Here is a 22,072-nt window from a genome sequence, read left to right as displayed (position 1 = left end):
GCCGTCATTGCGAGGAGCGCTTGCGACGAAGCAATCCAGACTATCTCTGCGGAGAGATTCTGGATTGCGTCGCTCCGCTCGCAATGACGGGGAGCGAGCGGTCTGCCTATCGGGCTTTAGATCTCCTTCTTCTGCATCGCTCCCGCAATGTGATCCGCCTGCCGGATCGCCAGCGCGACGATGGTCAGCGTCGGATTGCAGGCCGCGCCGCTGGTGAACTGGCTGCCGTCGGAGACGAACAGGTTCTTGACGTCGTGGCTCTGTCCGAACTTGTTGACCACGCCATCCCTGGGCTTCTCGCTCATCCGGTTGGTGCCGAGATTGTGCGTGCTCGGATAAGGCGGCGTCGGATAGGTCACGGTGGCGCCGACGGCGTCGTAGACGGCCGCGCCCTGCTTGTAGGCATGCGCGCGCATCGCGACGTCGTTGGGATGATCGTCGAAATGCACGCTCGCGACCGGCTGGCCGAACTTGTCCTTCACGACGGGGTCGAGCGTGATGCGGTTGGTCTCCTGCGGCATGTCCTCGCCGACCAGCCACATGCCGGCCATCCTGGGATAGCCATCGAGCGCTGACGTGAACGAACGGCCCCAGGCGCCGGGATTGAGGAACGCCGCCATGAACGGCAGGCCGATCGACAGCGTCTCCATCTCGTAGCCGCCGACGAAGCCACGCTTCGGGTTGTTGACGGCTTCATCGCGGATGATGCCGGCCATGGTGGTGCCGCGATACATGTGCACCGACTTCTCGAACACGGCATAGACGCTGCCGGTCATGTGGCGCATGTAGTTGCGGCCGACCTGGCCCGATGAATTGGCGAGGCCGTCGGGGAACATGGTCGAGGCGCTGTTGAGCAGCAGCCGCGGGCTCTCGATCGAATTGCCGGCGACCGCAACGATGCGCGCCTTCTGGCGCTGCATGGCGCCTGTTACGTCGGCGTAGACGACGCCGGTCACCTTGCCGCTGGAATCATGCTCGATCTTGACCGCCATGCTGCTCGGCCGCACTTCGAGATTGCCGGTCGCCTCGCCCTTGGGAATCTCGGTATAGAGCGTCGACCATTTCGCGCCCGACTTGCAGCCCTGGAAGCAGAAGCCGATCTGCTGGCACGCGCCGCGCCCGTCGCGCGGCTGGCTGTTGATGGCCATGTTGCCGGTGTGCACGGTCTTGTAGCCGAGCTTCTTTGCGCCGGCCTCCAGCACCTTGAAGTTATTGTTGCCGGGAAGTCCGGGAATGCCGTTGGTGCGGGTCACGCCCATCTTGTTCTCGGCCTTGGCGTACCATGGCTCCATCTCCGCCAGCGTCACCGGCCAGTCCAGCAGATTGGCGCCGGGAATGTTGCCATAGGTGCTCTTCACCCGGAACTCATGCTCGTCGAAGCGCAGCGACGCTCCCGCCCAATGGGTCGTGGAGCCGCCGACCGCCTTGACGATCCAGGCGGGAAGGCCCGAAAAATCCTTGGCGACGCGCCACGTCCCCGACGTGGTGCGCGCGTCGGTCCAGGCGAGCTGGGAAAAGCTCTCCCACTCGTCGTTGACGAAGTCCTGGTTCTCGATGCGGGGACCAGCTTCGAGGATCACCACCTTGACGCCCTTCTGCGCGAGCTCGTTGCCCAGCGTGCCGCCGCCGGCGCCGGAGCCGACGATCACCACAACGCTGGAGTCGTTCAGATCGAATTTTGCCATATGCGTTCTCCTGAACCGTTGGGTGAGCTTAAGCCTTCGGCAGCCAGTCGATGTCGGCGAAGCCGCGGTTAATGTAGCCGCCATGCTCGGCGGAGGAGCCCTCGTAGCCGAACCGCGGCCAGACCTCTTTCTGGTTGTAGAGCGAGACGACGAGGTCGCCGCGCACCTTCTGGAAGAAATCGCTTCCCTCGATCTCCTTCAGCAGCACCACGCGGTCGGCTTCCCAGGGCACCTCGGCATAGCCGACCTTGTGGCGATCGCGCGCGTTCTGATCGAGCCGGCTGATACCGTCGCTGATCAGCGCTTTGACGGCGGGATCCTTCGCCGCCTTACCGTCCCACGGCTTGATCGCGGTGATGTAATAGCTGTCGCCGAGGACATCGTGCGGATAGATGTCGCGCGCGACCTTCAGCAGCGTCTTCATCGTCGCGGGCGAGAGCGCGCTCGCATCATCGGCCCAGGCGCCTTCGACGCTGACGGCGACGCTGGTCGCGACTGTGACGACCGGCACGGCGGTCGCCGCGCCCTTGAGAAAGACGCGGCGGCTGTGCTTGCTTCGACGATCGACTTCTCTCATGGCATTCCTCCGGATTTTTGTGATTTGGTTCTTGTGATGTGATCAGCCGAAGCGTCCGCCCCGCTGGATCACCTCGATCTTGTAGCCATCGGGATCGCTGACGAAGAAGAAGCGCGCCAGCGTTCGCCCGTCATGCTTGAAATCGCGCAACGGCCCCGGCGCGAGCTGCTCGCGCTCGAAGCGGGCATGTTCGGCATCGAGATCCTCGACCACCACGGCGAGATGGCCGTAACCGTCGCCGAGCGCATACGGCTCCTTGCGATCGAAATTCACCGTCAGCTCGACCTCGAAAGGTGAGGAGGGGTGACGCAGATAGATCAAGGCAAAGTCGGAAAACTTCAGATGGTCGGCGACCTCCAGGCCGAAAGCGCGCCTGTAGAAGTCGAGCGAGCGCGCCTCGTCGAACACGCGGATCATGGAATGGACCGGCTTTGCCATTCAGTTCTGCTCCCTCAGAAAGGCGATGATGGCGGCGCGCGTCTCCGGCTTGGCTTGCCGGTAGGCCATGATCACGCCAGGAATGACGGCTTGCGGATTGGCCAGCCACGCATCGAGCCGGGTCTCGTCCCAGGCAAAGTCCGCTTTCGACATCGCCTCCGAGTATTTGAAGCCTTCGGCCTTGCCGGCGGGCCGGCCTACGACCTTGACCAGGGGCGGGCCTTGCCGCATCGGCTCCGACAGGCTCAAGGTGTGACACACCGCGCATTGCTGCTTGAATAATGTGGCACCGTCCGGCGGCTTTGCGGCCGGCAACGGCATCTGCGCATCGGCAACCCGCGCCACCAGCACCATCGCGGTGCACAATCCCAACACGACCACGCGCATCGCCAAGAATCCGCCATCGACATCAACGTGCGCAAACACTAGGCGCGGCCAAACATGCGGTGGTAGTAGCGGGCTGTTTCGCTGCGCACGGAGATGCTTGTGGCGTGTGGTGTTCCGCGCCGCCTTATATGCGGAGCACAATTCCGCGAAAGCGCCGCGAAAACCCTAAACGATCACCACACGACGCGGATTGCATCAGCATCGCGCCGTTCGAACTCTCTACGCGATGAACCGGTCCGGTGCAGGCGAACGGCGCAGAAGGCAGCCGAACCGTTCATCGCAAAAATCCAGGAGATAATGGATGAAGTTGGTGAAGACCTCTGCAATCGCATGCGCTCTCGCGGCCCTCATTGCGACGCCCGTTCTCGCGCAAGGGACGTCGTCCGGCGCCAGGCCTGGCGGCACCGTGCAAAGCAAGCCCATGCAGGGCGGCACGATGGGCAGCGGCGATGAGGAGATGGATGCTCAGCCGGGCGCAGCGGGCGAGAAGACCGGCATGAAGTCGAGCAAAGGAACGAAGGGCGCGGTCGGCACCACGGGCAGCGCTGCGCACAAGGGAACGGCCGACGATGCCGCGACGGGCAGCCCGGCTACCGGCAAGCGTTACTGACACCGGGTCACGGAACGGCAAAACTCCGGTCGCTTGCGGCCGGAGTTTTTTCCGCTGGGTTTGCTAGTCGTCGAAGCGGCTGCCGCGTCCGGCCTTGACGTCGCTGCGGCGCTTCTTGCCTTCGAGCCTGCGCTGCTTGGAGGCGTAGGTCGGCCGTGTGGCGCGCCGCGGCGTCGGCCGCACCATGGCCTCCTTGAGGATTTCCACGAGGCGGTCGATGGCGTCCTGGCGGTTGCGCTCCTGAGTCCGGAAGCGCTGGGCGTGGATCACGATGACGCCGTCCTTGGTCATACGCTGGCCGGCGATGCGGGCGAGCCGGATCGCTGCATCCTCGGGCAAGGTCAGCTTGCGCGTGTCGAAGCGCAGCTGCGCCGAGGTCGCGACCTTGTTGACGTTCTGCCCGCCCGGGCCGGAGGCGCGGACGAAGCCGATCTCGATGTCGTCCTCGTCGATGACGAGATCGCGGGATATCCGCAGCATGATGGCACCATTCGTGATGTCCGGACATATCGCGGACGTCCAGGTTCGGCAATGGCGCTCATGGAAAACGCAAATGGCCGGGGCGAGCCCGGCCATTTCAGAAGGCGTATGGAGAAGCGGTCAGTCCGACTGCTAGGTGGACTTGCTAATTTGACTTGGGCGCCGTGGCCGCCGGCTGCGCGGCGGCCTGTGGGGCGCGGCCGACGACGACCGTCAGCAGGCCCTGGCCCCAGAGCCGCTTGGCGGCCGCCTTGGCATCATCCAGGGTCACCGCATCGACGATGGCATTGCGCCTTTCGATATAGTCGATCGGCAGCTTGTCCTGCTGGTACTGCAGCAGCGCCTGCGCCAGCTTGGAGGAGGTGTCGAGCGCCAGCATCTGCGAGCCCTTGAGGTAGGACTTGGCCTCGTCGAGCTCCTTCTGCGTCGGCCCCTCCTCGGCGATCCGGCGCACCTCCTTCTCGATGGCGTCGATGGTGTCGCCGGCGCGGTCGGCGCGGGTGCCGGTATTGCCGATGAAGACCGCCGAATGTTCCATCCAGAGCAGGGATTCGAACACCGAATAGGCGAGGCCTCGCTTCTCGCGGACCTCGCGATAGAGCCGCGAGGACAAGCCGCCGCCGCCGAGGATGTGGTTGACGACATAGGCCGCCATGAAGTTGGGGTCGCTGCGCTTCACGCCGGGGCCGCCGAAGGTGATCACGGTCTGCGGCACGTCCAGCGGCACGAAGGCGCGCTGCGGCGGCTTGGCCGCGTCGACGTCGGGTACCGGCACGAGATTGGCCTTGGCGGGCAGGCTGCCGAACGTGTGGTCGAGCAGCTTGCCGAGGGTCGCCGGATCGACGTCGCCGACGACAGCGACTTTCAGCCCGTCCTTGGCGAGCACGCGGCCGACATAGTCCTTGAGGTCGGCGACCGTGATCGTCGGCACGCTCTCCAGCGTGCCGTTGCTCTGCCGGCTGTACGGATGATCGCCGAAGGCGGCCTCCAGGAACTTGCGGCTCGCCAGCGATGACGGGTTGGTGGTCTCGCGGCGCAGGCCGGAGAGAACCTGCGAGCGGATGCGCTCGACATCGGCGGTGTCGAAATGCGGCGAGGTCAGCGCCATCCTGAGCAGGTCGAAGGCCTCGTCCCTGTTGTCGCGCAGCATGCGCAGGCTGCCGCGGAAGCTGTCGCGGCTGGCGCTGAAGGAGAGCTCGATGGCGCGGCGGTCGAGCCGCTCGTGGAAGGTCTTGGAGTCGAGATCGCCGGAGCCTTCGTCGAGCAGGTCGCCGACCAGATTGGCGACGCCCGACTTGTCCTTGGGATCCTGGGCCGAGCCGCCGGCAAAGGAATATTCCATGGCGATCAGCGGCACGGTGGCGTCCTGCACGAACCAGGCCTCGATGCCGCCGGGCGAGACCAGGCGCTGGATCTTTGCCGCCGCCTGCGACGGCGAGACCGTGGCAAGCGCGAGCGCAGCGCCGGTAGCGAGGGACAGTGCGAAGTGTCGTGCGCGAAGAAAGGGATAGGTCACGAACGCTTCTCCTCGCGCTTGGCGGCTGCGGTGTCCTTGATCAGGTAGCCCGTCACCGAGCGCTTCTTCTCGAGCCATTTCTGCGCAACGGCGCGCACCTGCTCGGCGGTGACCGCGCGAATGCGGTCGGGCCAGCTCCTGATGTCCTCGATCGACAGGCCCGTGGTCAGCGCGCCGCCATACCAGCGCGCCAGCACGGCCTGGTTGTCCTGGGCGTAGATCGCCTCGGCAATGAGCTGGGTCTTCACGCGCTCCAGATCCTCGGCGCGGATCGGGTTTTGCGCGATGTCGGCGATGACGCCGTCGACCACCTGCTCGACCTCTGCGAAGCTGACGCCGGGTTTCGGCGCGGCGGAGATCGCGAACTGGGTCGGGTCGAGCGAGATGCTCGAATAGCTGGCGCTGGCGGAGACCGCGAGCGGCTTGTCGACGACGAGCGCGCGGTAGAGATAGGAGTTGCTGCCGCTGCCCATCAGCTGCGCTAGCACGTCGAGGGCCGCGCTCTCTCCGGCTGCGGCCGTGGTTGCGGAAGGCGCCAGATAGTAGCGGCGCAGGCTCGGCTGCTCCACGCGCGGGTCGGCCAGCGTGACGGTGCGCGGGGCGGCCGGCTCCGGCTCCTGCGGGCGGACGCGGCGCGCCGGGATCGCGGGCTGGGCCGGGATGGAGCCGAAATTGCGCTCGACCAGCGGACGGATGTCGGCGGCCTCGACGTCGCCGGCGATGACCAGGATCGCGTTATTCGGCGCGTAGAAGCGGCGGTAGAAGGCCAGCGCGTCCTCGCGATCGAGCTTCTCGATCTCCTGATGCCAGCCGATCACCGGCCGGCCATAGGGATGGTTGAGATAGAGCGCGGCCATGATCTGCTCGTTGAGCCGCGCCTCGGGATTGTTGGCGACGCGCATGTTGTACTCTTCGAGCACCACGTCGCGCTCGGGCAGCACGTTCTCGTCCTTGAGGATCAGGCCGGTCATGCGATCGGCCTCGAACTCCATCATGGTCGGCAGCTGCTCTTTCGGCACGCGCTGGTAGTAGTTGGTGTAGTCGACCGAGGTCGAGGCGTTCTCGTTGCCGCCGACGCGGAGCACGGTCTGGGAGAACTCGCCGACCGGATGCTTCGAGGTGCCCTTGAACATCAGGTGCTCGAGGAAATGTGCGAGCCCGGATTTGCCCGGCGTCTCGTCGGCCGAGCCGACCTTGTACCAGATCATCTCCGTGACCACGGGCGTGCGGTGATCGGGGATCACGACGACCTGCAGGCCGTTGGGAAGCGTGAAGCTGGCGGGTGGCGCCGATGTCACCGTGGTCTGGGCAACGGCGGCGCCGGCCGACAGGACACTGGTCGAAAGCAGCGCGGCAAGGAGGCAGGCAGCCGATCGGTTAGCGGACATCATGATCCTTATGACAGGCCGAGCCCGGATGTCCGGCTCGGAAGGCACGGCATGGTATACCGTGCGGCTGAGGCTTCGCGTCACGAAGCAGAGAACTCAACGCTTAGGCAAGTTACTGATAAGCAATTTATAGACCGCGTTCGGCGGGCAGCAGCCGCCGGCGCCGGTCTGGCGTCTGCCCGGATGGTGCGACGGACGAGGAACGTTATTGTTCCTTGTCCTTGCCCGACATGATGTCGAAATAGGTCCGCTTCGTATTGTCCTTGCCGGCACCATAGGCGTAGTTCGGCGACGGCGTCTGGTAGCCCGGCGGCGGCTCGACCAGCGACTGACGCGGCGGTTCGCTGGTGAATTTCTTCTCTTCGGGAGTGCCGCCGACGCCCTTCATCATGTTCCACAGACCGCCGGAGTAACCGAGCTGGGCGGGGCTGAGCGAGGGGTTGCCGTTGGTGCCCGGCTGGATCGGATCGTTGCTGGTGCGCTCCGGGGCCGTGACCTGCCCGGCCTTCATCTCGGCGGGCGTCAGCGGCTGGGCGGCCTGCCAGTTCTCCGTCGCCTTGACGGCCTTCTTCCGCTGGGCGATCGCTTCCTTGCGGCGCTTCTCGTCGGGGTCCTTCGGCCAGTTCGGCGCGTTCTTGGCTTCGGTCCCGGCGGGCGGCGGCAGGTCGAGCTTGGGCGGCACCACCAGCGGGGAGCGCTCGCGGTACTCGATACCCTTCTTCTCCATGCTCTTGGCGCCGATGCCGGACATCAGATTGTCGATGAGCTTCTCTTCGAAGGTCATGTCGTCTTCATCGTCGCCGTCGTCACCGGCGCGGGCCGCGCCTGCCGACATGACGAGACCGATGCCGAGCGCCACGGCGGATAATTTCAATGCCTGCCAGAACCCCGCCCGGGGATCTCGAACCATCGAACCGGTGGTCTTCGAGCTGCGCATCACTGTACCTGTTCCAAATTGTGGCAGTTTGCCGCTCGCAAGCGGCTTAAACCCTCGCAAAAGCAAGGTTCCACCTGCCGGTCGTATCGGCCGGGATCAGGGCGCTTTTGCGGCGGGTACCCCCAGGAAGGAATCATACAATAGCGCCGCCACCCCAGCAACGATGGCCACGTCCGCGAGGTTAAACACGTACCAATTATAGGTGTTTCCGCCGATATCGATGTGAAACAGGGCGAAATCGACCACTGCGCCATAGGCCAGGCGGTCGATGCCGTTGCCGATCGCGCCCCCGATGATCAGGCCGAGCGCGATCGTGGCCAGCAGGGTGTGGGAGCGGGCCATCCAGATCGCCAGCGCGACCACCGCAATGACCTTGACCGCCATCAGCGCGATCTGCGCCGCCTGGCCATCGTTCTGGAGCCAGCCGAAGCTGATGCCGATGTTCCAGGCCAGAACCAGGTCGAAGAACGGCGTCACCTTCACCACGCCGCGACGGGCGAGGTCGAATCCGTTCAGCAGCCAGAGTTTTGAGGCCTGGTCGAGGATGACCGTCGCGATGGCCGCGAGGATGCCGGCGCGGAGGGGGGTCATGCCGGGACGCCCGCCACAAACACCGCCGTCGTCCCGGCGGAGGCCGGGACCTCCGCGCGAGCGCTATGCGCTCGTCGCGATACTCCGTGGCGGATGTTGTTGGAATGACTCGGAGTCATCAGCCTTCGCGACAATCAACTGCGGTGGTTATGGGTCCCGGCTTTCGCCGGGACGACGCAAGCTAGATTTGTACCCCCAGCGCCTTCCATTCGCGCAGCGCCTTCGCATCGCGCGGGGTGACGTCGGGATATTCGGGGTCTTCGCCGACCGTCGGCGAGATCTTCCAGGAGCGGGCGCATTTGGTGCCGACCGCCTTCTCCACCACGACGGCAACGCCGGGCACGGCATCGAGACGGAACGCCGAAGCCGGCGCCTCGCCCTCACGCACCTCGTAGTTCGAGGTGATGCAGACCTCCGCCAGATCGGTGTCGAACAGCGTCATCAGCATGTTCCGGTCGGCGACATAGATCACCGGCGAAGCCTCGAGCGAGGAGCCGATGTTCTTGGCGGCGCGTTCGAGCTCGAGCGCGCCGGTGACGACGCGGCGGACGTCGCGAATGATCTCCCACTTCGCGGCGAGCTTGTCGTCGAGGAAGGCGTCCATGGCATCGGGGAATACCGTGAGATGGACCGACGGTTCGGCCTGCGGCCTGTACATCCGCCAGGCCTCCTCGGCGGTGAAGCTCAAAATCGGAGCGAGCCACTTCAGGACGGAATCGCACAACAGATCGATCGTCGTCAGCGCCGCCCTGCGCGCCGGCGAGGACGGCGGATCGCAATACAGCGTGTCCTTGCGGATGTCGAAGTAGAAGGCCGACAGCTCGCTGTTCAGGAACGCGGAGAGCGTGGCGACGACGGTCTTGTAGTCGAAGGCCGTGTAAGCCGTGCGAATGACGGCGGCCCGCTTGGCAAGCTCGTGCAGCATCAGCCGTTCGAGCTCCGGCATCTCGGCATGAGCGACCTTCTCGCTCGGCTTGAAGTGATGCAACGTGCCGAGCATCCAGCGGACCGTGTTGCGCAGCTTGCGATAGGTCTCGATGGTGTTCTTCAGGATCTCCGGGCCGATGCGCTGGTCGTCGGCATAGTCGGTGGCACAGACCCACAGACGCAGGATGTCAGCGCCCGAATCCTTGATCACCTTCTGCGGCTCGACGGTGTTGCCGATCGACTTCGACATCTTGCGGCCGTTCTCGTCGAGCGTGAAGCCGTGGGTGAGCACGATGTCGTAGGGCGCGCGGCCGCGGGTGCCCGCGCTTTCCAGCAGCGAGGAGTGAAACCAGCCGCGGTGCTGGTCGCTGCCTTCGAGATACATCACGGTGTCGTTGCCGCCGTCGACCTTGCGGACGATGTTGCCGAGCTGCGGGAAGTTCTGGCGATCCTCGAGCACGAAGGCGTGCGTGGAGCCGGAATCGAACCAGACGTCGCAGATGTCGTCGACCTTCTTCCAGTCCTCGTTCGCGCGCGATCCCAGGAAGCGCTCGCGGGCGCCGTCCATGTACCAGGCGTCCGCGCCTTCCTCCATGAAGGCCTCGGTGATGCGCTGGTTGACGATCTCGTCCTGCAGGATCTCGGCCGAGCCGTCCGACTTCTCGCGCACGAACACGGCGATCGGCACGCCCCAGGCGCGCTGGCGCGAGATCACCCAGTCCGGACGGTTGGCGATCATGCCGTTGATGCGGTTCTCGCCCGACGGCGGCACCCATTGCGTGACCGAGATCGCATGCAGCGCGCGGGCGCGCAGCGTGTCGCCCTTCTTCGCGTGGCCGTCCTCGCTGATGTCCTTGTCCATCGCGATGAACCATTGCGGCGTGTTGCGGAAGATCACCGGCTTCTTCGAGCGCCACGAATGCGGATATTGGTGCTTGAGGCGGCCGCGCGCGAGCAGCTTGCCGCCCTCGATCAGCGCCTGGATCACGGCCTCGTTAGCATCGCCCTTCTCGCCCTTGTCGTTGAGCACGCGTTTGCCGGTGAAGCCGGGGGCCTGTGCGGTGTAGGCGCCGTTCTCGTCGACGGTGTAGGGGATCGCGGTCGGGATGCCGCGCGCGTCGAGCTCGCGGGTGTTGGCCGTCCAGACGTCGAAGTCCTCGCGGCCGTGGCTCGGCGCGGTGTGCACGAAGCCGGTACCGGTGTCGTCGGTGACATGCTCGCCGGCGAGCAGCGGCACGACGAACTCGTAGCCGCCGCCGAACCCGCGCAGGGGATGGGCGCATTCGACGGCATCCAGTGTGTCGCCGGGAATGTCGCGCACCTTCTCGTAAGCCGTGACGCGCGCCTGCTTGAACACGTCTGCCGCGAGCGCGTCGGCCAGGATCAGGAGATCGCCCGTCTTCGCCCAATTGTCCGCGGGCGCATCCGTCACCTTGAAGAGGCCGTAGGCGATCTTCGGCGAGAACGAGATGGCGCGGTTGCCCGGCAGCGTCCACGGCGTGGTGGTCCAGATCACGACGCTCGCGGAGGCCAGCACGCCATGGGCCGGTGAGGTCACCGGGAATTTCACCCAGACCATGTCCGAGGTGTAGTCCTCATACTCGACCTCCGCCTCGGCAAGCGCAGTCTTCTCGACCACGCTCCACATCACCGGCTTGGAGCCGCGATAGAGCGTGCCGTTGGCCGCGAACTTCATCAGCTCGCGCGCGATCTGCGCCTCGGCGGGATAGCTCATCGTCTGGTAGGGATGATCCCAGTCGCCGATGATGCCGAGCCGCTTGAACTCCTCGCGCTGCACGTTGATCCAGTGCGTCGCATACGCGCGACACTCCTTCCGGAATGCCACCATCGCGGTGGAGTCGCGGAAGTCGGGCTTCTGCTTGCCCTTCTTGCGGTAGTTCTCCTCCTCGATCTTCCACTCGATCGGCAGGCCGTGGCAGTCCCAGCCCGGCACGTAATTGGAGTCGAAACCGAGCATCTGCTGGCTCTTGGTCACGACATCCTTGAGGATCTTGTTCAGCGCGTGCCCGATATGGATGTTGCCGTTGGCGTAGGGCGGCCCGTCATGCAGCACGAATTTGGCGCGGCCCTCGGCCTCCTTGCGCAGCTTGTCGTAGAGGCCGATGTCGTTCCAGTATTTCAGGATCTCGGGCTCGCGCTGCGGCAGGCCGGCGCGCATCGGGAATTCGGTCTGCGGCAGGAACAGGGTTTTGGAATAGTCGTTGGCTTCGGTCTTTTGGGACTTTTGCGGCTTTTCGGACATGAGGCTGACTGGCTCGGAAGGGCGCGGGAACGGATGGCGACATGGAATCGCGGGGGTGAAACGACGAAATCCCGGTCTTGCGCCGAGCCAAAAGCTCAGGCGGAAGCCGGGCCGCTAATCCCTATGATGCGCCGCGCAAACATGGGCTCTCCATAGCAGGGGGGCGGAGGAAGCGCAAAGGTCCGGCAGGCCCGTTTCGGCCTCAGTCGATCGTGCCGAGCCGCGGAAACGCGTCCGGGGCGGCGGCCAGGATCGTGCGGGCGCGGGCAGAATCGTCGTCCATCTGGCGGATCAGGGCCTCCAGACTGTCGAATTTCAGCTCCTCGCGGATGAAGCCGACGAACGCGCAGTCCAGTGTCTGCCCATAGAGGTCGCCTTTGAAGTCGAACAGGAAGATTTCGAGCAGCGGCGCGCCATTATCAAAGGTCGGGCGGCGGCCGAAGCTGGCCACGCCGTCGAGACGCTCAGGCCCGCGGCCGACCCGGACCGCGTAGATGCCGTGCTTGAGACCGCAATTGGCGTCCAGGCGGATGTTGGCGGTGGGGTAACCGAGGTCGCGGCCGCGCTTCTCGCCATGGATCACCTCGCCGGTGACGAACCAGGGCGCGCCCAGCATGGTGGTGGCCTCGTCGAGCTGGCCTTCGGCGAGCGCGATCCGGATGGCGCTGGAGGAGACCGGCCGTTCGTCGATATCGACATGCGGCTGCACGTCGACCTCGATGCCGAGCCGGGGTGCCTCGTTCACAAGCAGGCCCGGCGAGCCGACCCGTCCCTTGCCGAAATGGAAGTCGTAGCCGACCGCGATGCCGCTGACGCCAAGGCGCCGGATCAGGTCATGGTGAATGAAGTCTTGCGCGCTGGTGCCGGCCCTTGCCTTGTCGAAGGTCATGACCACCGCGCCGGCAAGCCCGGTGCCGGCCAGAAGCCGCAGCTTGGCCCGCTCGTCCGTCAGGCGGAATTGCGGGGTATTGGGGCTGAAAAACCGCCGCGGATGCGGCTCGAAGGTCAATGCCAGCGCAGGGCGGCCATGCGTCCGGCCCATTTCCAGGGCCGCCGCGATGACGGCCCGGTGGCCGAGATGAACCCCGTCGAAATTGCCCATGGCGACCACGGCGCCGCGGGGAATAGCGGAATCCGGCGTGGTGTCGCGAATAACGGTAAATTGCGGGGCCATCAGGGGAATTCTCGAGCCGGCGGGACCGGCCGGGACCGTGGCGCGACCCGCCGGATGAAGTCAAGCGTGGGAGGAGGGCCCGGTTGAGCAGGATTACAATTCTTCGGGGGCGCCCCCAGTTAACGGGCTGTTTAACGCCTTGGTGCTAGTCCTTGGAACGTGGAACTGGACGGGCCTCCCGCCTGGCAGGTCCGATCGTAATATTCCTGGGTATGCGTTGGGGGAGTCGAGATGGCGGTTGATTTGTCGATGTCGGTTCTGGTGGTTGATGACTACAGCACCATGATCCGAATCATCAGGAATCTGCTGAAGCAGCTTGGCTTCGAGAATATCGATGATGCCAGCGACGGTTCGGCGGCGCTGAACAAGATGCGCGGCAAGAAGTACGGGCTCGTGATCTCCGACTGGAACATGGAGCCGATGACGGGCTACGACCTGCTGCGCGAGGTGCGCGCGGATCCGAACCTCGCCACCACGCCCTTCATCATGATCACGGCGGAATCGAAGACCGAGAACGTGATCGCGGCCAAGAAGGCCGGCGTGAACAATTACATCGTCAAGCCGTTCAACGCGGCGACGCTGAAGACCAAGATCGAGGCGGTCTTCCCGGACATGGCGAGCGCGTAAGCGCGCCAGAGTTTTCGGCTGAATTTGGAAAGCTCGGGCGCTCGTCCCGGGCTTTCTGCGTTGGGAGTGTCATTCCGGGGCGCCCGAAGGGCGAACTATGGTGCGCAATTGCGCACCTGAGAACCTCGAGATTCCGGGTTCAGTGCTGCGCACTGCCCTGGAATGACGGTGCCAAAAGATCACCACTTCAATTCGCGCATCAAGGCCTTCGGCGGGTGGCCGAACAATTCCATCACCGAGGCCGGGTCGAGCTGGTCGAGGCCTTCGAACTCCTCGGCATGGATGCCGCGGGTGACGAACAGGCAGTCGATGCCGAATTCGCGCGCGCCGGTCAGGTCAGTGCGGACGGAATCGCCGATCGCCAGTACCTTCTTGCGGTCGATCATGTGGCCCTGGCGCTCGCCGGCTAGCCGCATGGCGCGCTCGTAGATCGGGCGGTGCGGTTTGCCGTAGAAGATCACTTCGCCGCCGAGCTCGCGGTACAGCTCGGCGATCGCACCGGCGCAATAGATCAGCCGGTCGCCGCGCTCCACCACGATGTCGGGGTTGGCGCAGACCAGCGTCAGCTTGCGCTCGCGCGCCTTCAGCATCATGCCGCGATAGTCTTCGGCGGTCTCGGTCTCGTCGTCATAGAGGCCGGTGCAGACGATGTAGTCGGCTTCTTCCAGCGGAGCGGTCGTCGCATCGAGGCCGCGATAGATCGAATTGTCGCGCTCGGGGCCGAGCCAGAACATCTTGCGGCCGGGATGCTCGGCGACATAGAGCCGGGTCAGGTCGCCCGACGACACGATCGCGTCATAGGTCTCGTCGGCGACACCGAGCTTGCGCAATTGGCGCTGCACGGAGTCGGCGGGGCGCGGCGCGTTGGTGATCAGGATCACGGTACCGCCGCGGCTGCGATAGGTGTGCAGCGCCTCGCACGCCTCGGGGAAGGATTCGAGGCCGTTGTGCACGACCCCCCAGATGTCGCTGAGCACGACATCGACCCCGCCCACGAGCTCGCGCAGGCTTTCGGCGAAATGCAGCGTGGTCATGATGCGTGCGGCCGATCAGATGCGGCGCGCGAGCGCCGCGTTGCCGGTGATACGCTGGGGCGGAGGCGCCGAAGACGTCGCGCCTGAGCTTTGTGTGCCGGAGCCATTGGGTCCCTGAGTGTCCTGCGCCTGGTTCGGCGAGGCCCCGCCGGTAGCAGATGCCCCCTCCGGCCGCAATGGCCGGGGCGGCGCGAACAGGAACCCCTGGCCGAACCGCACGTCATAATCGAGCAAATCGACCACGGCGCGCTCGCCCTCGATCCGCTCGGCGATCAGGTCGATGCCGAAGCGGCCGAGCAGGTCCGAGAGGTCGGACGGGTGGATGTCGGAGGTCGAGGCCTGCCTGGGGTCGAGCAGCAACGTGGCCGGCACCTTGATGAAGCGCACGCCGCGGTCGGCGAGCTCGCGCGGCTCGATCCGGAGATCCGTGACATGGTCGATCGAGAAGCGGAAACCGCGCTGGGCGAGCGCGGCGAGGTTCTCGGTTTCGGCCGGACCGAGATTGCGGAAGGTCGACTGCTTGAATTCCAGCACCAGTGACGGTGCCAGCGCCCGGTTGGCCTCGAGGAAGTCGAGGCATTGCGCGAAGGTGGTGGAATTGCCGAGCGTGGAGGCCGCGACGTTGCAGAACACGCCGACATCCTTGTTGCGCACCATCAGGCGCCGCAGCACCTGCACACAGCGCAGCATCACCATGTTGTCGATGCGCCCGATCAGCCCCGAGGCCTCTGCGATGCTGATGAAGTCCTCGGCGGCGATCAGCTGGTCGCGCTCGTCGCGCACCCGCGTCACGGCCTCGTAGAACCGCACCTTGCGCTGCGGCAGCGTCACCATCGGCTGGAGGAAGATGTCGATGCGGTTCTCGTCGATCGCGTTGCGCAGCGTCGCCAGCAATTGGGTCTGGTTACGTCCGTTGGCGGCCGGGACGGCATTGGCGGTGTGGGTCTGAACCGCCGCTGCCGGCCGCGGCTGCACCGCGGGAGGTGCGGGGAAAGGTGGCAGCGGCGCGGCGGCCTGTCGCTCCTCGAACGGCGCGATCAGGTCGATCGGCGCTTCCTGCTCCGGTCCTGCCACTGCCGCTGCCGCAGGTCCAGGCGCGGCGCCGGCCAGCAGGTCCTCATGCGCCGATACGGTGGAAGCGAGCTGCCTGACCAGGCCGCCGAGCTCATTGATCTCGCCGACCACCGACTGGATGCGGTCGGAATTGGTCGAGTTGGACGAGGCGATGCGCCCCTCCATCGCCGCCAGCCGGCGGCCGAACTCCGCGACTTGGCGGGCGAGGTCGGCCGTGCCGCGCGACAGATCAGCGATCTGGCCGCCGACGTCGCTGCGGTCGCGCAGCCGCATCGAGACCGCGTTGTAGAGGATCAGGAAGGTCAGCGCGGTCAGCGCCACGATCGCGGATTCGGTTCCGCTGATGCCGGCGGCCGCGTAGAGCACCAGCCCGAGCGAAGCCGCGACCAGAACCATGCAGATGGCGATGAAGATCGTCGAAATGCGAATCATGCCGCGCGTTACGCCTCAAGAGCTGACAGCCTCACCGGGAAAACACGGGCCAGTATGCGAACCCGTCACGCCTCATGCTCCCCCAAGCCGCACGAGCTTAACATCATTGTTGATTCGAGGGGATAGCGGCCTGTTCGGGCTTCAAGTGAGGCCAGCCCGGCGAAAGCCTTCGAGGTAGCGCTCGCGGTCGGCGGCAAGTTTGATCGGCATGAACTCGGCGATCCAGGCGAGCGAGACGTTCGGCTGGGCGCGGCGCAGTTCCCTCAAGGCCGCCGCGGCGACCTCGCGATGCCCGGCCATGCCGGCGGCCGCGGTCAGGACCCGGTGTGCGCCGACGAAGTCGCTGCGCTGGCGCAAGGCCTCCTGCGCGAGGCGGATGGCCTCCTCGTCGTCGCCGCCGAGGAAACGCGCATAGGCGGCGATGCCGAAATAGACCGGGGCATAGGGATCGCGCGGGCTGAGGCGGATCGCCCGGCGCGCCGCCTCGTCCGCCTCCTGCCAGCGGCCGCAATAGCCGAGCGCCAGGCCATGATAGCCCTGCGCCAGCGCGAAGTTCGGATTGAGCCGGAGCGCGGTCTCGAACTCGGCCAGCGAGTCCTCGAACCGTCGCGCGAACAGATGGACGTGGCCGAGCGCGTTGTGGGCCCAGGCGTCCTCGTCGTCGGCGCGGATCGCGGCACGCGCCGCGCGCTCGGCGGCGGGTATCGCGATGGCCATGTCCATCCAGCCCATATGCGCGGTGAACATGTAGCTGGTGCCGAGCAGGCCGAGCGCCTTGCCGTAGGTGGGGTCGAGCGCGATGGCCTTTTCGAGCAGGGCCTGGGCCACCACGTGATCCTGCCGCGTCACGCGCCAGTAGTGCGAGAGCGCGCGCATGACGAGGTCCCAGGCATCCATGCTGTCGGGCGGCTTGCGCTGGGCGCGAAAATTCTCCGCGGCATAGAGCTGCGGCTCGATCGCGGCGACGATCGCCTCGGTGATCTCGTCCTGGACGGCGAAGACGTCGGCGAGCTCGCGGTCGTAGCGTTCGGCCCAGAGATGGCTGCCGGTGGCGACGTCGTTGAGTTGCGCCGTGATGCGGACGCGCTCGTCATCCTTGCGGACGCTGCCCTCGACGACGTAGCGCACGCCGAGCTCTTCGGCGACCTGCCGCAAATGAACCGTGCGGCCCTTGTAGATGAAGGAGGAGTTGCGCGCGATGACGAAGAACCAGCGTAGCTTCGACAGCGCGGTGATGATGTCCTCGCTGATGCCGTCGGAGAAATAATCCTGCCCGGCCTCGCCGCTCATGTTGGTGAAGGGCAGCACCGCGATCGCGGGGCGATCGGGCAGCGGCAGACCCGTCGGCGGCGCGGGCGGTTCGTCTGTCCCGGCTGGTCTGGCGGCGCCGGCCAGCTCGGTCACCGCGCCGACGAACCGCACGCCCTTGCGCGCGACGGTGCGGATCAGCCGCTGCTCCTCGCCATTGTCGCCGACCGCGCGGCGCGCTGCGTTGATCCGGCTCGTCAGTGTCGATTCCGAGACGACGCGGCCGTTCCAGATCGCATCGAGCAGGTTGTCCCGCGTCACCACGCGTTCGCGGTTGCGGACGAGGTAGGTCAGCAGGTCGAACACTTGCGGTTCGAGCGCGACGAGCGTGTCCGCGTGCCGCAATTCGCGGCGCTCGGGGTCGAGCAGGAAATCCTCGAACTGAAACGTCACAATTCCCCCTCGGCTCCCGTTCGGAAATCAAGGCGCTCTCAGCGTAAAATAACGCCGCTCTCAAGGCCAGCGAACCGCATGCGCCCTATCGTCCCGGCGTTTACAACCGCAGGAGATTGCCATGTCGACATCCGCCGTGCTCAAGCCAGCCGCAACCCAGCCCGATCTTGCCGCCGTCAAGCAGCGCCAGCACGGCGCCTGGTCGTCGGGCGACTATGCCGTCGTCGGCACCACCTTGCAGATCGTCGGCGAACAGCTCTGTGAGGCACTCGACATACGTGCCGGCAGCAAGGTGCTGGACGTCGCCGCCGGCAACGGCAATGCGACGCTGGCCGCGGCGCGGCGCTGGTGATTACGTGCCGGCGCTGCTCAAGCGCGGGCGCGAGCGGGCGGCGGCCGAACATCTCATGATCGAATTCCGCGAGGCGGATGCCGAAGCGCTGCCGTTTGCCGACGCCAGCTACGACGTCGTGCTCTCGACCTTCGGCGTGATGTTCACGCCGGACCAGGACAAGGCGGCCTCCGAGCTCGCGCGGGTCTGCAAATCCGGCGGCAAGATCGGCCTCGCCAACTGGACGCCGCAGGGTTTCATCGGCCAGCTGTTCAAGACCATCGGCAAACATCTGCCGCCGCCGGCCGGCGTGAAGTCGCCGGCCCTGTGGGGCACACAGGCGCGGCTTGAGGAGATGTTTGGCAGTCAGGCCTCGGAGATCGCCGCCGAGCCGCGCATGTTCGTGTTCCGCTATCGCTCGCCGGAGCACTGGCTCGAAATCTTCAAGACCTTCTACGGACCCACGCTGAAGGCGTTTGCCGCGCTCGACGAGACCGGTCAGGCGGCGCTGAAGCGCGATCTGCTGGCGCTGCTCGGAGAGTTCAATCATGCCGACGACGGTACGATCGTCGTGCACAGCGAATATCTGGAAGCCGTGATCACCCGGCGCTGATACGTTCGGGATGCGGTCGGGCCGGCTGCCGGCCTGACCGCTACCGGTCAAAATGGCGCGGCGGCGCCGACCGTGTCGGCCGAGACGGCTTCGCGGGTGCCGAGCGGCTTGGGGCGACCGGTCGTCGTGTCGCGCAGCGTCTGCCGCTCGATCTCCGAGTTCAGCTCGGCGCCGAACATGATGACAATGGCCGACATCCACATCCACATCATCAGGCCGATCGCAGCTCCAAGCGAGCCGTAGGTCGCATTGTAGTTGGCGAATTCCGAGAGATACCAGGACAGCAGCGCCGAGCCGGCGATCCAGAGGATGGCGGCCGTCACCGCGCCGACGCTCAGCCACTGCCAGCGCGGCGCATCGCGGCTGGGCGCAAAGCGGTAGAGGATGGCGAGCGCGGCGAGCAGGATGACGAACAGCAGCGGCCATCGCGCCAGCGCCACGATCAGCTTGCTTTCGGGCGCCATGCCGAGATGGTTGAGCGCAAGCGGGAAGGCGACGACGGCACCCACCATCAGCAGCAGCGCCACGATGCCGCCGACGGTGAAGGCCAGCGACACCATGTTGAGCTTGAGGAAGCTCCGCTTCTCGCGCTCCTCATAGGCGACATTGAGGGCATCGATGATGGCCTTGACCCCCGCGTTGGCGCTCCAGATCGCAAGCACGAGGCCCACCAGGAAGGTGACCCCGAGCGTGGTATTGCCGTGCGACACCACGCGCGCGACCTGGTCCTCGACGATCTGGAAGGAACCCTCTGGCAGCATGGTCGCTAGCGTCTGCAGATTGGAGCTGATCGTCGAGGGATCGGCGAACAGACCGTAAGAGGAGACCAGCGCGGTGACGGCGGGGAAGATCGCGAGCAGTCCGAAGAACACGACGCCGCCGGCGGTCGCGAGCAGCCGATCATCATCGATGCGCTGATAGGTGCGCCAGAAGATATCCTTCCAGCCGGCCCAGGGGATCGCGAACGGACTTTTCGAGCGCCGGCCGCGGCCGGGTTGCGCGGCCGCGGCCGCCGGATTCGTTTCTGGTGAGTTCGCCTCGCTGTTGCGGTGGTCCGGCGGAGGTCCCGGGCGGACCAGGCCGGAATCCTGGAAGTAGCGCTCCGCCGTGAGCACGAAGACGGCCGTGGCCGCAACCAGCAGCCAGCTGTCGATTGGCTCGGAGCGCCGCATCAACATGTCAGGTCTCCAACCGGTGTCCGTGGCGCCGCCGGCGCGCTGCCGTGACGCCGAGCAGCCCGACCGCTGCGAGCATCAGGCCAAGCTGCACGGGCCGGTTGGTGCGAACTGGCCGGCTCTTGTTGCCATGGCCGCGTTCACCCGGCGCGAGCGGCGCCAAGGGAATCGTCGTGGCGACCTCCTTCACCGCCTGCTTGACCGTTCCGCGCGGGATCCGCGGTGTTGCGACCGCCACGCGCAGACGGCTCGCAAGCGGCACGATCGGCTTGGGCTTGCGCCTCATCTGCGCCATCGCCACCCCGGCGCAAACCGCAGCCAGCACCAGCAGCACTGCGCCGACGGCGCCAAAGCCCCAGAATTGCCCGTAGTGGATGGCGATCCAGCGGTACAGGGCGATCAGTCCGACGAAGAAGGCTGCGACAACGAACAGGCCCGCAACGGCGAACAGCCCGCCGGCCACCGCGTAAGACGTCACCTTGCCGGTGGCCTGGCTGGTCTGGTCACGCAGATAGGATTGAGCAGCGCGTTTGACGTGGTTGAGCTTGAGCGCCACGCCGGCGCGCAGCAATTCGCCCGATGGCGCGAGCATGCGGACATCCTCCGAGAGCGAGACAATGCATCGGGGGATGAACGTGGCCGAATTTGACTTGTTCCGTCGAAGCCGGCGGCCCTGACGGATCAGCCGAGATCGGCGGCCGAAATCCAGAACACTTCGCCCTCGGAGTCTTCGGTGTCCAGCCACAGCAGCGGCAGTTCCGGAAAGGCCTCGTCGACCAACTCGCGGCCACGGCCGATCTCGCAGATCAGTCCGCCGCCGGGCGCCAGATGATCGGGCGCATCGCGCAGGATCTTCCGCACCACGTCGAGACCATCGGCACCGCCGTCGAAGGCGAGCTTTGGCTCCGCCCGGCACTCCGGCGGCAATGCCGCCATGCCTTCGGCATCGACGTAAGGCGGGTTGGTAATGATCAGGTCATATCGTGCATCGCCGAGCGGGGCGAACAGGTCGCCGCGATAGAGCGTGATCCGGTCATCGAGCCCGTAGTCCCCGACATTGCGCGCGGCGACCTCGATTGCGCCCTTGGAGATGTCGACGGCATCGACCTCAGCGTTCGGGAAGTGATGCGCGGCGAGGATCGCAAGACATCCCGATCCCGTGCAGAGATCGAGCACGCGCGCGACGGCGGTGGGGTCGTCGATCAGCGAGCCGGGTCCGCCCTCGTCGCCGAAATGCGAATCCAGGAGCTCGCCGATGAAGGAGCGTGGAACGATGACGCGCTCGTCGACATAGAAGGGCAGGCCGCGCATGTAGATCTTGTTGACGAGATAGGCGGCCGGTTTGCGCGTCGTGACGCGCTGATGGATGAGATCGAGGAGGGTCTTGCCTTCCGCGACGGTGACGCGCGCGTGGGCAAAGCCCTCGAACTGGTCGGGAGTGAGATGCAGCGCCTCAGAGATCAGGAACACGGCTTCCGCGACCGGGTCGGTCGTGCCGTGGGCAAAGGCGAGCTTCGCCTCGACAAAGCGGCTCACCGCGTAGCGGGCGAAGTCGAGCAGCGTGAGAAGCTCGCCGGGCCCCACCTTCGCAAGCTTCGGCGCGGCGCGGCCGCGCGCGGTCTTTTTCGCAATTTTTGCCATCAGGATTTGGTCCAGCGTGCGGCGGCCTCGTCGTCACGGGCGTGAGCCTCGACCCAGCCGGTGCCGGTGGCGCTCTCTTCCTTCTTCCAGAACGGGGCGCTGGTCTTGAGGTAATCCATCAGGAACTCGGCCGCCTGGAATGCGGCCTGGCGATGCTGCGAGGCGGTCAGCACCAGGACGATGTTCTGGCCCGGCATGAATCGCCCGACGCGGTGGATCACCGTGACGCCGTTGAGCGGCCAGCGCGAGATGGCCTCGTCGGCATGGCGCCTGATCTCCTCCTCGGCCATGCCCGGATAATGCTCGAGCGTGAGCGCGGCGACCTGGGCGCTGTCGTCGTCGGCGCGGCAGATGCCTGAGAAGCTCACCACCGCGCCGATGTCGGTGCGGCTCTTGGTCAGGACTGCGATCTCGCGGGCGATGTCGAAATCGTCTTCCTGGATGCGGATGGTGACGGGGCTGCTCATGAGC

At 65.9% G+C, this 22,072-nt stretch carries 20 protein-coding genes and 1 pseudogene; 3 read left to right on the top strand and 18 right to left on the bottom strand.

Annotated features, from left to right (window positions below; all coding sequences use genetic code 11):
- Positions 1-116: 116 nt before the first annotated feature.
- From IQ16_RS23680 to IQ16_RS23665, 4 genes are read right to left on the bottom strand one after another with little or no spacing between them, the layout of a single operon-like run.
- Positions 117-1,685 carry a GMC family oxidoreductase gene (locus IQ16_RS23680; RefSeq protein ID WP_018648390.1) on the bottom strand — a complete coding sequence of 523 codons (1,569 nt, stop codon included), beginning with the start codon at positions 1,683-1,685 and terminating at the stop codon, positions 117-119.
- Between the two features lie 28 nt (positions 1,686-1,713).
- Complete coding sequence (locus IQ16_RS23675; protein WP_018648389.1) at positions 1,714-2,262, bottom strand: hypothetical protein; 549 nt, start codon at positions 2,260-2,262, stop codon at positions 1,714-1,716.
- 42 nt (positions 2,263-2,304) lie between these two features.
- Entirely contained in the window at positions 2,305-2,700 is a 396-nt protein-coding gene (locus IQ16_RS23670; RefSeq protein WP_018648388.1) for a VOC family protein, read from the bottom strand.
- Positions 2,701-3,087: a c-type cytochrome gene (locus tag IQ16_RS23665; protein WP_018648387.1), complete on the bottom strand. Its 387-nt coding sequence runs from the start codon at positions 3,085-3,087 to the stop codon at positions 2,701-2,703. It abuts the gene before it with no gap.
- 301 nt (positions 3,088-3,388) lie between these two features.
- Between IQ16_RS23665 and IQ16_RS23660 the strand changes: the two genes are divergently transcribed.
- A complete protein-coding gene (locus tag IQ16_RS23660) occupies positions 3,389-3,697 on the top strand; it encodes a hypothetical protein (protein ID WP_018648386.1) in 309 nt (102 codons plus the stop codon).
- A 63-nt stretch (positions 3,698-3,760) separates the two neighbouring features.
- On the opposite strand, the gene arfB is transcribed toward IQ16_RS23660, so the two are convergent.
- From arfB to IQ16_RS23625, 7 genes are all read right to left on the bottom strand, one after another.
- Entirely contained in the window at positions 3,761-4,177 is a 417-nt protein-coding gene (gene arfB, locus IQ16_RS23655) for an alternative ribosome rescue aminoacyl-tRNA hydrolase ArfB (protein ID WP_018648385.1), read from the bottom strand.
- A 145-nt stretch (positions 4,178-4,322) separates the two neighbouring features.
- Complete coding sequence (locus tag IQ16_RS23650; protein ID WP_026312895.1) at positions 4,323-5,693, bottom strand: M16 family metallopeptidase; 1,371 nt, start codon at positions 5,691-5,693, stop codon at positions 4,323-4,325.
- On the bottom strand, positions 5,690-7,081 hold the full coding sequence (locus IQ16_RS23645) for a M16 family metallopeptidase (protein WP_026312894.1): 1,392 nt from the start codon (positions 7,079-7,081) through the stop codon (positions 5,690-5,692). The genes IQ16_RS23650 and IQ16_RS23645 overlap by 4 nt, the downstream gene beginning before the upstream one ends.
- Positions 7,082-7,286: 205 nt before the next feature.
- Positions 7,287-8,018 (bottom strand): hypothetical protein, encoded by a 732-nt coding sequence (locus IQ16_RS23640; protein ID WP_026312893.1) that lies wholly within the window; start codon positions 8,016-8,018, stop codon positions 7,287-7,289.
- 96 nt (positions 8,019-8,114) lie between these two features.
- A complete protein-coding gene (gene lspA, locus IQ16_RS23635) occupies positions 8,115-8,609 on the bottom strand; it encodes a signal peptidase II (protein ID WP_018648381.1) in 495 nt (164 codons plus the stop codon).
- A gap of 181 nt (positions 8,610-8,790) precedes the next feature.
- Positions 8,791-11,799, bottom strand: coding sequence for an isoleucine--tRNA ligase (gene ileS, locus IQ16_RS23630; protein WP_018648380.1), 3,009 nt, complete (start codon positions 11,797-11,799; stop codon positions 8,791-8,793).
- Between the two features lie 202 nt (positions 11,800-12,001).
- Positions 12,002-12,973, bottom strand: a complete 972-nt coding sequence (locus tag IQ16_RS23625; protein WP_018648379.1) for a bifunctional riboflavin kinase/FAD synthetase — start codon at positions 12,971-12,973, stop codon at positions 12,002-12,004.
- A gap of 231 nt (positions 12,974-13,204) precedes the next feature.
- Between IQ16_RS23625 and IQ16_RS23620 the strand changes: the two genes are divergently transcribed.
- Complete coding sequence (locus tag IQ16_RS23620) at positions 13,205-13,600, top strand: response regulator (RefSeq protein WP_007596883.1); 396 nt, start codon at positions 13,205-13,207, stop codon at positions 13,598-13,600.
- Between the two features lie 179 nt (positions 13,601-13,779).
- Here IQ16_RS23620 and IQ16_RS23615 read toward each other — a convergent pair whose 3' ends face one another.
- The 3 genes from IQ16_RS23615 to IQ16_RS23605 all read right to left on the bottom strand — a co-directional run bounded on the left by IQ16_RS23615 (position 13,780) and on the right by IQ16_RS23605 (position 17,841).
- The gene (locus IQ16_RS23615) at positions 13,780-14,634 is read right to left on the bottom strand and encodes a TIGR01459 family HAD-type hydrolase (protein ID WP_018648378.1); all 855 of its coding nucleotides are present in this window, start codon (positions 14,632-14,634) and stop codon (positions 13,780-13,782) included.
- 15 nt (positions 14,635-14,649) lie between these two features.
- On the bottom strand, positions 14,650-16,140 hold the full coding sequence (locus tag IQ16_RS23610) for an EAL domain-containing protein (protein ID WP_018648377.1): 1,491 nt from the start codon (positions 16,138-16,140) through the stop codon (positions 14,650-14,652).
- Between the two features lie 141 nt (positions 16,141-16,281).
- On the bottom strand, positions 16,282-17,841 hold the full coding sequence (locus IQ16_RS23605) for a winged helix-turn-helix domain-containing tetratricopeptide repeat protein (RefSeq protein WP_018648376.1): 1,560 nt from the start codon (positions 17,839-17,841) through the stop codon (positions 16,282-16,284).
- A gap of 121 nt (positions 17,842-17,962) precedes the next feature.
- Here IQ16_RS23605 and IQ16_RS23600 point away from each other — a divergent pair.
- Positions 17,963-18,785 (top strand): annotated as a pseudogene (locus tag IQ16_RS23600) (class I SAM-dependent methyltransferase).
- Positions 18,786-18,832: 47 nt separating this feature from the next.
- Here the strand turns inward: IQ16_RS23600 and IQ16_RS23595 are convergent.
- From IQ16_RS23595 to IQ16_RS23580, 4 genes are all read right to left on the bottom strand, one after another.
- Positions 18,833-19,963, bottom strand: a complete 1,131-nt coding sequence (locus IQ16_RS23595) for a YihY/virulence factor BrkB family protein (protein WP_018648374.1) — start codon at positions 19,961-19,963, stop codon at positions 18,833-18,835.
- Between the two features lies 1 nt (position 19,964).
- Positions 19,965-20,552 (bottom strand): phage holin family protein, encoded by a 588-nt coding sequence (locus tag IQ16_RS23590; protein ID WP_018648373.1) that lies wholly within the window; start codon positions 20,550-20,552, stop codon positions 19,965-19,967.
- 89 nt (positions 20,553-20,641) lie between these two features.
- Positions 20,642-21,601 carry a 50S ribosomal protein L3 N(5)-glutamine methyltransferase gene (gene prmB, locus IQ16_RS23585; protein ID WP_018648372.1) on the bottom strand — a complete coding sequence of 320 codons (960 nt, stop codon included), beginning with the start codon at positions 21,599-21,601 and terminating at the stop codon, positions 20,642-20,644.
- Positions 21,601-22,068, bottom strand: coding sequence for a molybdenum cofactor biosynthesis protein MoaE (locus IQ16_RS23580; RefSeq protein ID WP_018648371.1), 468 nt, complete (start codon positions 22,066-22,068; stop codon positions 21,601-21,603). Before IQ16_RS23580 ends, prmB begins: the two co-directional genes overlap by 1 nt.
- Positions 22,069-22,072: the final 4 nt, after the last annotated feature.

The sequence above is a fragment of the Bradyrhizobium huanghuaihaiense genome (assembly GCF_007830635.1).
Classification (GTDB): Bacteria; Pseudomonadota; Alphaproteobacteria; order Rhizobiales; family Xanthobacteraceae; genus Bradyrhizobium; species Bradyrhizobium huanghuaihaiense.
Note: the sequence above shows the minus strand (reverse complement) of the source record. Positions and strands in the feature narration are given on the sequence as shown.

Excerpts from the sequence above, each read along its gene's own strand:
- IQ16_RS23680 (WP_018648390.1), bottom strand. The coding sequence starts at position 1,685 with ATGGCAAAATTCGATCTGAACGACTCCAGCGTTGTGGTGATCGTCGGC.
- IQ16_RS23675 (WP_018648389.1), bottom strand. The coding sequence starts at position 2,262 with ATGAGAGAAGTCGATCGTCGAAGCAAGCACAGCCGCCGCGTCTTTCTC.
- IQ16_RS23670 (WP_018648388.1), bottom strand. The coding sequence starts at position 2,700 with ATGGCAAAGCCGGTCCATTCCATGATCCGCGTGTTCGACGAGGCGCGC.
- IQ16_RS23665 (WP_018648387.1), bottom strand. The coding sequence starts at position 3,087 with ATGCGCGTGGTCGTGTTGGGATTGTGCACCGCGATGGTGCTGGTGGCG.
- IQ16_RS23660 (WP_018648386.1), top strand. The coding sequence starts at position 3,389 with ATGAAGTTGGTGAAGACCTCTGCAATCGCATGCGCTCTCGCGGCCCTC.
- arfB (WP_018648385.1), bottom strand. The coding sequence starts at position 4,177 with ATGCTGCGGATATCCCGCGATCTCGTCATCGACGAGGACGACATCGAG.
- IQ16_RS23645 (WP_026312894.1), bottom strand. The coding sequence starts at position 7,081 with ATGTCCGCTAACCGATCGGCTGCCTGCCTCCTTGCCGCGCTGCTTTCG.
- IQ16_RS23640 (WP_026312893.1), bottom strand. The coding sequence starts at position 8,018 with ATGCGCAGCTCGAAGACCACCGGTTCGATGGTTCGAGATCCCCGGGCG.
- lspA (WP_018648381.1), bottom strand. The coding sequence starts at position 8,609 with ATGACCCCCCTCCGCGCCGGCATCCTCGCGGCCATCGCGACGGTCATC.
- ileS (WP_018648380.1), bottom strand. The coding sequence starts at position 11,799 with ATGTCCGAAAAGCCGCAAAAGTCCCAAAAGACCGAAGCCAACGACTAT.
- IQ16_RS23625 (WP_018648379.1), bottom strand. The coding sequence starts at position 12,973 with ATGGCCCCGCAATTTACCGTTATTCGCGACACCACGCCGGATTCCGCT.
- IQ16_RS23620 (WP_007596883.1), top strand. The coding sequence starts at position 13,205 with ATGGCGGTTGATTTGTCGATGTCGGTTCTGGTGGTTGATGACTACAGC.
- IQ16_RS23615 (WP_018648378.1), bottom strand. The coding sequence starts at position 14,634 with ATGACCACGCTGCATTTCGCCGAAAGCCTGCGCGAGCTCGTGGGCGGG.
- IQ16_RS23610 (WP_018648377.1), bottom strand. The coding sequence starts at position 16,140 with ATGATTCGCATTTCGACGATCTTCATCGCCATCTGCATGGTTCTGGTC.
- IQ16_RS23595 (WP_018648374.1), bottom strand. The coding sequence starts at position 19,963 with ATGTTGATGCGGCGCTCCGAGCCAATCGACAGCTGGCTGCTGGTTGCG.
- IQ16_RS23590 (WP_018648373.1), bottom strand. The coding sequence starts at position 20,552 with ATGCTCGCGCCATCGGGCGAATTGCTGCGCGCCGGCGTGGCGCTCAAG.
- prmB (WP_018648372.1), bottom strand. The coding sequence starts at position 21,601 with ATGGCAAAAATTGCGAAAAAGACCGCGCGCGGCCGCGCCGCGCCGAAG.
- IQ16_RS23580 (WP_018648371.1), bottom strand. The coding sequence starts at position 22,068 with ATGAGCAGCCCCGTCACCATCCGCATCCAGGAAGACGATTTCGACATC.